The following is an 8,712-nucleotide window of genomic DNA, read 5'->3' as shown; positions in this document are numbered from 1 at the left end:
GCCCACAGCGCCAGCAGCACGAACCACACGCCCGACCACATCGGCATGGTCAGGCCCAGGAAGGTCCAGTCGATGTTGCCGCAGTTGCCGGTACCAGTCAGCACCGTGCGGAACACTTCCAGCGGCCCCATGGTTTCGCTCAGGAAGGCCAGCGGCGGGCCACAGGTGGACCCCATTTCCGGCGGCAGCATCTGCACGTAGACGTGGCGCGCGGCGATGCCGACACCCACGGCCGCGGCAATGAAGGCCAGCACGCCATAGGTCGCGCGTCCCGGGCGGTTGGACGGACCATGCAGTGCACCGATCAGGAACAGCAGGCCAAGCGCGGCGAACGCCAGGCGCTGGAAGATGCACAGCGGACACGGCTCCAGGCCCATCTTCAGCTGCAGGAAGATCGCGTAGCCAAGCAGGCCCGCGCAGATCAGGAAGCCCAGGAAGAACTGGGCGCGGAAGGGCCAGCGCAGTGGATTCATCGTCAACGCTCGAATGGATCAGGCGCCAAGCGTAACCGAGAGTGCGCGCCATTCGAACCGCCACAGGTGACGCCTGTCGGAACGGTGTGGGTCAGAGCCCGGTCCTGCAGAAAGGGATCCGCCCCCGGAAACGCAAAAGCCCGGCAGAGGCCGGGCTTTCGCTGTGTCGCATTGGAGCGGTCCGATTACTCGGCCACTTCCTCGGCCACGACCGGACGGTCAACCAGCTCGACGTAGGCCATCGGCGCGTTGTCGCCAGCGCGGAAGCCGCACTTCAGCAGACGCAGGTAGCCGCCCGGACGGTTCGCGTAGCGCGGGCCCAGGATGGTGAACAGGTTGCCCACGGCTTCGTTGTCGCGCAGGCGAGCGAAGGCCAGACGGCGGTTGGCGACGGAGTCGACCTTGGCCAGGGTGATCAGCGGCTCGGCAACGCGGCGCAGTTCCTTGGCCTTCGGCAGGGTGGTCTTGATCAGCTCGTGCTTGAACAGCGAGGCAGCCATGTTCTTGAACATCGCTTCGCGGTGGGCGCTGGTACGGCTGAACTTACGGCCAGACTTCTGGTGACGCATGGTGATATTCCTTGGTTAATGATGAGACTGTGCGGATCGTTGTCGCCATCCTGGCGTTGCTGCGCGGACTGCGGTTGGTCCTGGCCACCCGTCCTGGGCGACCTGCCGCGCGAACCTGGGGTTCGTCGTGGCATGGTGTGTTGCGTTGAAGGCCCCACCGCGAACGGTGGAGCCTTCAGGCATTACCGATATCAGCCCAGCATGCCGTGGCTGGCGACACCGGCCGGCGGCCAGTTCTCCAGCTTCATGCCGAGCGACAGGCCGCGCTGAGCCAGCACTTCCTTGATCTCGGTGAGCGACTTCTTGCCCAGGTTCGGGGTCTTCAGCAGCTCCACTTCGGTCTTCTGGATCAGATCGCCGATGTAGTAGATGCTTTCAGCCTTCAGGCAGTTGGCCGAACGCACGGTCAGCTCCAGATCGTCGATCGGGCGCAGCAGCACCGGATCCACGCCGTTGTTGGCCGGCTTGGCTGCACCGCGGTCGCGGTGGGTGAAGTCACCGAACACCGACAGCTGGTCGCTGAGGATGTCGGCGGCGGTGCGCACGGCTTCCTCGGCGTCGATGGTGCCGTTGGTCTCGATATCGATGACCAGCTTGTCCAGGTCGGTACGCTGTTCGACGCGGGCCGCTTCCACGGCATAGGCGACGCGGCGGACCGGCGAGAACGAGGCATCCAGGACCAGACGGCCGATGGCACGGGTTTCTTCGTCCGGACGACGACGCGCGGCAGCCGGCTGGTAGCCGAAACCACGTTCGATCTTCAGACGCATGTTGATCGCCGTATCCTTGGTCAGGTGGCAGATCACGTGTTCGCCGTTCAGGATCTCCACATTGTGGTCGACCTTGATGTCGGCAGCGGTGACAACGCCCGGGCCCTGCTTGGACAGGGACAGGGTGGCGCTGTCGCCGGAGTGCATACGGATGGCCACGTCCTTGAGGTTCAGCAGGACTTCGAGCACGTCCTCCTGCAGACCTTCGACCGTGGTGTACTCATGCAACACGCCGTCGATTTCGACTTCCGTGATGGCGAAGCCCGGGATGGACGACAGCAGCACGCGACGCAGGGCATTACCCAGCGTATGCCCGTAACCCCGCTCCAAAGGTTCGATAACGACCTTTGCACGGGTGTCGGTAAGGCGTTCGATCTGCGGACCGCGAGGACGCAGAACCTGGTTGGCGGTAACCGTCATGTTGCGGGTTCTCCTAGTGAACCCCCGGCCGTCGCCGGGGGCTCTCCAATGTGAATTACTTCGAATACAGCTCGACGATCAGCGCTTCGTTGATGTCCGCAGGCAGATCCGAACGATCCGGAACAGCCTTGAAGATGCCGGTGAACTTGCCGGAATCCACTTCAACCCACGACGGGCTCAGGTCATGCTGGGCGGCGACGGTCAGGGCTTCCTGGACGCGCAGCTGCTTGGCAGCCTTTTCAGACAGAGCGATGGCGTCGCCAGCCTTGACCTGGTACGAAGCCAGGTTGACCGACTTGCCATTCACGGTGACGCCGCGGTGCGACACCAGCTGACGGGCAGCCGGACGGGTCACGGCGAAGCCCATGCGGTAGACGACGTTGTCCAGGCGGGTTTCCAGCAGCTGCAGCAGGTTCTCGCCGGTGTTGCCCTTCTTGGTCGAGGCCTTCTTGTAGTAGTTGCGGAACTGACGCTCCAGCAGGCCGTAGATACGCTTGACCTTCTGCTTTTCACGCAGCTGGGTGGCGTAGTCGGACAGCTTGCCCTTGCGGGCAGTGGCGCCGTGCTGGCCGGGCTTCTGCTCCAGCTTGCACTTCGAGTCCAGCGCACGCGCCGGGCTCTTCAGGGACAGGTCGGCGCCTTCGCGACGGGCGAGCTTACAGGTAGGACCGATATAACGAGCCATTTCTTATCGCTCCCTTTAGACGCGACGCTTCTTCGGCGGACGGCACCCGTTGTGCGGGATAGGCGTCACGTCGATGATGTTGGTGATCTTGTAGCCGACGTTGTTCAACGAACGCACGGCCGACTCACGGCCCGGACCCGGGCCCTTGATGCGGACTTCCAGCGACTTCACGCCGTAGTCCAGCGCAGCACGACCGGCCTTTTCAGCAGCCACCTGGGCAGCGAACGGGGTCGACTTGCGCGAACCGCGGAAGCCAGCGCCACCGGAGGTCGCCCACGACAGAGCGTTGCCCTGGCGGTCGGTGATGGTGACGATGGTGTTGTTGAACGAAGCGTGGACGTGGGCAACGCCGTCGGTGACGACGCGCTTGATCTTCTTCTTGGTCTTAGCAGCGGGCTTAGCCATTTCTCAGTCCCTTACTTCTTGATCGCCTTGCGCGGACCCTTGCGGGTGCGGGCGTTGGTACGGGTGCGCTGGCCACGCAGCGGGAGGCCACGACGGTGACGCAGGCCGCGGTAGCAGCCCAGGTCCATCAGGCGCTTGATCGCGATGCCGATCTCACGGCGCAGATCGCCTTCCACGATGTACTTGCCGACTTCGGCGCGCAGGCGCTCGATTTCCGGCTCCGACAGATCGCGGATCTTGGTGGTCGAAGCAACGCCTGCGACTTCGCAGACCTTCTTCGAACGGGTACGGCCGATGCCGTAAATGCTTTGCAACCCGACCCAGACGTGCTTCTGGGCTGGCAGGTTGACGCCTGCAATACGCGCCATGACGCGGTTCTCCAGCTGAGTGATGGCCGACAGCGCGCCTCGGGCACGCCAATCCGGCAGGATGGATCAAAAAAGTGAACTAGCGATACTAACAAGGTTCCGGTTTACATGGAAGCCCGTGAAACCATTGGTTTCATGAACCCGGCCTGGGGAGTGTGCCCAGGCTCCGGCGCCGGATGGGGTTGGACCTGGGGTTTCCCCCGGAGCCGCCCGCGCTACTCCAGCGCGGGACCACCTCATCACACCCCCACCCGGAACCGCTGCGGGGGCCGCCCTTCGTTTGTGTGGCCGGAGTCCGCGAAGCGGAGGGACCATCACGTCAGGAAGACGAAAGTATAACAGGCCAATCAGCCGCGGGCAAAACCGCCGCGGTTGCCGCCCTTCAGGTTGGCCTTCTTCAGCAGGCTCTCGTACTGGTGGGACATCAGGTGCGCCTGCACCTGGGCGATGAAGTCCATCACCACCACCACCACGATCAGCAGCGAAGTACCACCGAAGTAGAACGAGGCGTTCAGCTGCGTGCGCATCAGTTCCGGCAGCAGGCAGACGATCACCAGGTAGGCCGAGCCAGCTGCGGTCAGGCGGGTCAGCACGCCGTCGATGTAATCGGCGGTGGCCTTGCCCGGACGGATGCCCGGAATCAGCGCGCCCGACTTCTTCAGGTTGTCGGCGGTTTCCTGCGAGTTGAACACCAGCGCGGTATAGAAGAACGCGAAACCTGTGATCAGCGCAGCGAACACGATCATGTGCAGCGGCTCGCCCGGGCCGAGGGCATTGGCGACCTTCTGCAGGACCTGGCCGAAGCTGCTCTGGTTGGCAGCCTGGCCGGACCACATGGCCAGGGTGGCCGGGAAGGCCAGCAGGCTCGAGGCGAAGATCGCCGGGATGACGCCGGCCATGTTGAGCTTCAGCGGCAGGAACGAGGTCTGGTTCATGTACGCGTTGCGACCGCCCTGGCGGCGCGCGTAGTTGACCGTGATCCGGCGCTGGCCACGCTCGACGAACACCACGAAGAAGGTGAAGGCGAGCACGACGATGGCGATCAGCAGCAGCTGGATGAACTGGATGTTGCCGTCGCGGTAGGCGTCGAAGGTGTGGATGATCGCACCCGGCAGGCCAGCGACGATACCGGCGAAGATGATCAGCGACACGCCGTTGCCGATGCCGCGTTCGGTGACCTGCTCACCGACCCACATCAGGAACATGGTGCCGGCGGTCAGCGCGACCACGGCGGTGAGCACGAAGCCCATGCCCGGCGCGTACACGACCGGAGCGCCCGACGGCGAGACCTGGCCCTGCAGGGCCAGTGCGATCGAGCCGCCCTGCACCACTGCCAGCAGCACGGCGCCGATGCGCGAATACTGGGTGATCTTGCGGCGGCCGGACTCACCTTCCTTCTGCATCGCCTTCAGGGCGGGGAAGATGTGCACGGCCAGCTGCATCACGATCGATGCCGAAATGTACGGCATCACGTTCAGCGCGAAGATGCTGAAACGGTGCAGGGCGCCGCCCGAGAACATGTTGAACATGTCCACGATGCCGCCGCCCTGCTGTTGCATCATGGCAAGCATGGCATCGGGATTGACGCCCGGCACCGGCACGTAGCAGCCGATGCGATAGACGATCAAAGCCCCGACGACGAACAGCAAACGTTGGCGAAGTTCAGTGAACTTGCCCATTCCGCCCGCGAGGTTACCGATGCCAGCTTGCGCCATGATTTTCTTACTCCGTTACGCTGCCGCCGGCAGCTTCGATCGCAGCCTTGGCACCCGCCGTGGCAGCGATACCCTTCAGGGTGAACGCCTTGGTCACTTCGCCCTTGACGACGACCTTGGCCTTCTTTGCAGTGCTCGGGACCAGCTTGGCAGCACGCAGGGCGGCGAAGTCGATCTCACCGGCCGGCAGCTTGTCCAGCGCGTACAGCAGCACTTCAGCGGTGTCCTTGGCGATCGGCGAACGGAAGCCGATCTTCGGCAGACGACGCTGCATGGGGGTCTGGCCGCCTTCGAAGCCAGCCTTGATCTTGCCGCCACCCTTGCGGGCGAACGAACCCTTGTGGCCGCGGCCGGCAGTCTTGCCCAGGCCCGAGCCGATACCGCGACCGACGCGGGTACGCTCGGTGCGGGCGCCCGGTGCCGGGCTCAGTTCATTGAGACGCAGAGTCATGGTCGATTACTCCTCAACCTGGACGAGGTACTGAACCTTGTTGATCAGGCCGCGCACCTGCGGGCTGTCCTTCAGTTCACGCACATCGTTGAGCTTGTTCAGGCCCAGGGCACGCACCGACAGGCGGTGACGCGACTGGGTGCCACGCAGGCCACGCACCAGGCGGACCTTGACAGTCTTGTTGGACTCATTAGCCATGGTTGAGTTCCTCCACCTTCTTGCCGCGCTTGGCCGCGATGCGGGCCGGCGACTGCGCAGCAGACAGGCCCTTCACGGTGGCACGCACCAGGTTGATCGGGTTGCGCGAACCGGTGGCCTTGGCCAGCACGTTCTTCACGCCAACCGCTTCCAGCACGGCGCGCATGGCACCGCCGGCGATGACGCCGGTACCTTCCGAAGCCGGCTGCATGAACACGCGGGCTGCGCCGTGACCATCCTTGATGGTGTGCCACAGGGTGCCGTTGTTCAGGTCAACGCTGACCAGGTTCTTGCGGGCCTGTTCCATCGACTTCTGGATGGCGACCGGCACTTCGCGGGCCTTGCCATAACCGAAACCGACCTTGCCTTCGCCGTCGCCGACAACGGTCAGGGCGGTGAAGGTGAACTGGCGGCCACCCTTGACGGTCTTGCTGACGCGGTTGACCGCGACCAGCTTTTCGATCATGCCGTCGTCGATCTTCTCTTCGCGGTTACGGTCGCGATCGCGACCCCGCTGCTGACGCTCTTCTGCCATGTTGATTCCTTGGTTGTTTGGGTATGTACGGCTCGAAGCCGCTTATGGTTGTGGCGTGACGCGGCGTTCCGGTGGGCCGCTGCAGAAGAGCGGCGCCGTCCAGCCTCACTCAGGCTGGCGAGCAGGCAGGCAGGAGGCCAATGGCCCCCTGCCCTTGTCCCTTAGAACTGCAGGCCGGCTTCGCGGGCCGCTTCTGCCAGGGCCTTGATGCGGCCGTGGTAGCGGTAGCCCGAACGATCGAAGGCAACCTTCTCGACGCCGGCGGCCTTGGCGCGCTCGGCGACGATGCGGCCAACCTTGGCGGCGGCATCGGCGTTCTTGCCGTTCTTCAGGCCTTCCATGACGTCGGTCTGGGTGGTGTTGGCGGCAGCCAGCACCTTGGAACCGTCGGCGGTGAAGACCTGGGCGTACAGGTGCTGGCCGGTGCGCAGCACCGACAGGCGGGCGACGCCGAGCTCACGGATGTGGGCGCGGGTCGACTTGGCGCGACGCAGGCGGGCGATGTTCTTGTTCATTTTGATTATTCCTTGAAAGCTGAAGGAAGAGCTTTTCCCTGAGAAGTCCGCACAGGGATGTGCGGGCTCTTGCGAGGGACTCGCGCTTATGCCTTCTTGGCTTCCTTACGGATGATGACTTCGTCGGAGTACTTCACGCCCTTGCCCTTGTACGGCTCCGGCTTGCGGAACGCACGGATCTTGGCGGCAACTTCACCGACGACCTGCTTGTCAGCGCCCTGGACCAGGATCTCGGTCTGGGTCGGGGTCGACAGGGTGATGCCTTCCGGCGCCACGAACACGACCGGATGCGAGAAGCCCAGCGACAGGCTCAGGTCCTTGCCCTGCATGGCAGCGCGGTAACCCACGCCGACCAGCTCCAGCTTGCGCTCGAAGCCTTCGGACACGCCCTTGACCATGTTGGACAGGATCGCACGCACGGTACCGGTCAGTGCGACCAGGTCGGCGTTCTCGGTGCTCAGGGTGGCAACGCCGTTGTCGACGTTGATGGCAATACCGGCCGGCTTGGCCAGCGACAGGGTGCCCTTCGGGCCCTTGGCGGTGACGCTGTCCGACTGGACGTTCAGTTCAACCTTACCCAGGTCGATCGGCTTCTTGGCTACGCGGGACATAGTTCTACTCCTTTCGCCTTAGGCCACGAAGCACAGGACTTCGCCGCCGACGCCCAGCTGGCGCGCCTGCGCATCAGTCATGATGCCCTTGGAGGTGGAAATGATGGAGATACCCAGGCCGTTCATGACCTTCGGCAGCTCGCTCTTGCCGCGGTACTGGCGCAGGCCCGAACGCGAGAAGCGCTTCAGGGTCGCGATGACCGGCTTGCCTTCGAAATACTTCAGCACGATTTCCAGCTCGGACTTGTTGTTTTCCAGCTGGGTCACGCGCAGGTCGGTGATGTAACCCTCGTCCTTCAGGACCTGGGCAATCGCAACCTTGATCTTGGACGACGGGGCTTTCACCGTCTGCTTGCCAACCGCGGCCGCATTCTTGATGCGGACCAGCAGGTCGGCGATGGGATCAGTCATGCTCATATGAGTACCTTTGAGTGCACCGATATCCGCTTTCGCGAAAATCTGTTGTCTCCTGGAAACGGGCCAGGTCCCTTGATGCAGCGGGCCAAGGGCCCACCCCTACAACCCCGTTTGCACAGGGCAAGACGCGGGAGTATACGCCAAAAGAGCCCGGCTTGCGCCGGGCTCTTCGGTTTTTTTGCGTCGGGAAAGCTGAATGCCTCCCCTACCCGGTTCAGGCACCCCCGAAGGGGCGCCTGATCGCAGGGCCGGCTGGGATTACCAGCTGGCCTTGCGCAGACCCGGGACGTCGCCACGCATGGTGGCTTCACGCAGCTTGTTACGGCCCAGGCCGAACTTGCTGTAGACGCCACGCGGACGACCCGACAGCTCGCAACGGTTGCGCTGGCGGCTCGGCGACGAATCGCGCGGCAGCTTGGCCAGCTTGGTTGCGGCGTCGATCTTCTCTTCGTAGGTCGCGTCCACGGAGGACACGATCTTCTTCAGAGCTGCACGCTTTTCAGCGTACTTCTTTGCCAGCTTTTCCCGCTTGATGTCGCGGTTGACCATGGAGGTCTTTGCCATTTCGGTTTCCTCGACA

General features: G+C 63.7%; 14 protein-coding genes. All 14 read right to left on the bottom strand.

Going from position 1 to position 8,712, the window contains the following annotated elements:
- Nucleotides 1–473, bottom strand: a 473-nt coding sequence (locus N7573_RS11590; protein WP_279941254.1) for a disulfide bond formation protein B, incomplete at its 3' end; no start/stop codon positions are given.
- Nucleotides 474–658: 185 nt separating this feature from the next.
- The gene (gene rplQ / locus N7573_RS11585; protein ID WP_005408217.1) at nucleotides 659–1,042 is read right to left on the bottom strand and encodes a 50S ribosomal protein L17; all 384 of its coding nucleotides are present in this window, start codon (nucleotides 1,040–1,042) and stop codon (nucleotides 659–661) included.
- A gap of 191 nt (nucleotides 1,043–1,233) precedes the next feature.
- Entirely contained in the window at nucleotides 1,234–2,232 is a 999-nt protein-coding gene (gene rpoA, locus N7573_RS11580) for a DNA-directed RNA polymerase subunit alpha (protein WP_010483975.1), read from the bottom strand.
- A gap of 55 nt (nucleotides 2,233–2,287) precedes the next feature.
- Nucleotides 2,288–2,917 carry a 30S ribosomal protein S4 gene (rpsD, locus tag N7573_RS11575; protein WP_004145446.1) on the bottom strand — a complete coding sequence of 210 codons (630 nt, stop codon included), beginning with the start codon at nucleotides 2,915–2,917 and terminating at the stop codon, nucleotides 2,288–2,290.
- Nucleotides 2,918–2,932: 15 nt separating this feature from the next.
- Complete coding sequence (rpsK, locus tag N7573_RS11570) at nucleotides 2,933–3,322, bottom strand: 30S ribosomal protein S11 (RefSeq protein ID WP_004145443.1); 390 nt, start codon at nucleotides 3,320–3,322, stop codon at nucleotides 2,933–2,935.
- Between the two features lie 11 nt (nucleotides 3,323–3,333).
- Nucleotides 3,334–3,690 carry a 30S ribosomal protein S13 gene (gene rpsM / locus N7573_RS11565; RefSeq protein ID WP_004154500.1) on the bottom strand — a complete coding sequence of 119 codons (357 nt, stop codon included), beginning with the start codon at nucleotides 3,688–3,690 and terminating at the stop codon, nucleotides 3,334–3,336.
- A gap of 347 nt (nucleotides 3,691–4,037) precedes the next feature.
- The gene (gene secY, locus N7573_RS11560; RefSeq protein WP_005408215.1) at nucleotides 4,038–5,405 is read right to left on the bottom strand and encodes a preprotein translocase subunit SecY; all 1,368 of its coding nucleotides are present in this window, start codon (nucleotides 5,403–5,405) and stop codon (nucleotides 4,038–4,040) included.
- Between the two features lie 7 nt (nucleotides 5,406–5,412).
- Complete coding sequence (gene rplO, locus N7573_RS11555; RefSeq protein ID WP_004154498.1) at nucleotides 5,413–5,856, bottom strand: 50S ribosomal protein L15; 444 nt, start codon at nucleotides 5,854–5,856, stop codon at nucleotides 5,413–5,415.
- Nucleotides 5,857–5,862: 6 nt separating this feature from the next.
- Nucleotides 5,863–6,054 carry a 50S ribosomal protein L30 gene (gene rpmD / locus N7573_RS11550; RefSeq protein WP_005408214.1) on the bottom strand — a complete coding sequence of 64 codons (192 nt, stop codon included), beginning with the start codon at nucleotides 6,052–6,054 and terminating at the stop codon, nucleotides 5,863–5,865.
- The gene (rpsE, locus tag N7573_RS11545; protein WP_005408213.1) at nucleotides 6,047–6,589 is read right to left on the bottom strand and encodes a 30S ribosomal protein S5; all 543 of its coding nucleotides are present in this window, start codon (nucleotides 6,587–6,589) and stop codon (nucleotides 6,047–6,049) included. The genes rpmD and rpsE overlap by 8 nt, the downstream gene beginning before the upstream one ends.
- 161 nt (nucleotides 6,590–6,750) lie before the next feature.
- Nucleotides 6,751–7,110, bottom strand: a complete 360-nt coding sequence (rplR, locus tag N7573_RS11540) for a 50S ribosomal protein L18 (protein WP_024957318.1) — start codon at nucleotides 7,108–7,110, stop codon at nucleotides 6,751–6,753.
- 80 nt (nucleotides 7,111–7,190) lie between these two features.
- Nucleotides 7,191–7,715 (bottom strand): 50S ribosomal protein L6, encoded by a 525-nt coding sequence (rplF, locus tag N7573_RS11535; RefSeq protein ID WP_005408211.1) that lies wholly within the window; start codon nucleotides 7,713–7,715, stop codon nucleotides 7,191–7,193.
- A gap of 18 nt (nucleotides 7,716–7,733) precedes the next feature.
- On the bottom strand, nucleotides 7,734–8,132 hold the full coding sequence (rpsH, locus tag N7573_RS11530; protein WP_005408210.1) for a 30S ribosomal protein S8: 399 nt from the start codon (nucleotides 8,130–8,132) through the stop codon (nucleotides 7,734–7,736).
- Nucleotides 8,133–8,390: 258 nt separating this feature from the next.
- A complete protein-coding gene (rpsN, locus tag N7573_RS11525) occupies nucleotides 8,391–8,696 on the bottom strand; it encodes a 30S ribosomal protein S14 (RefSeq protein ID WP_005408209.1) in 306 nt (101 codons plus the stop codon).
- Nucleotides 8,697–8,712: the final 16 nt, after the last annotated feature.

The sequence above is a fragment of the Stenotrophomonas sp. GD04054 genome, from assembly GCF_029836955.1.
Classification (GTDB): Bacteria; Pseudomonadota; Gammaproteobacteria; order Xanthomonadales; family Xanthomonadaceae; genus Stenotrophomonas; species Stenotrophomonas maltophilia_A.
The sequence above is the reverse complement of the archived record's forward strand: the minus strand, read 5'-3'. Positions and strand labels throughout refer to the sequence as shown.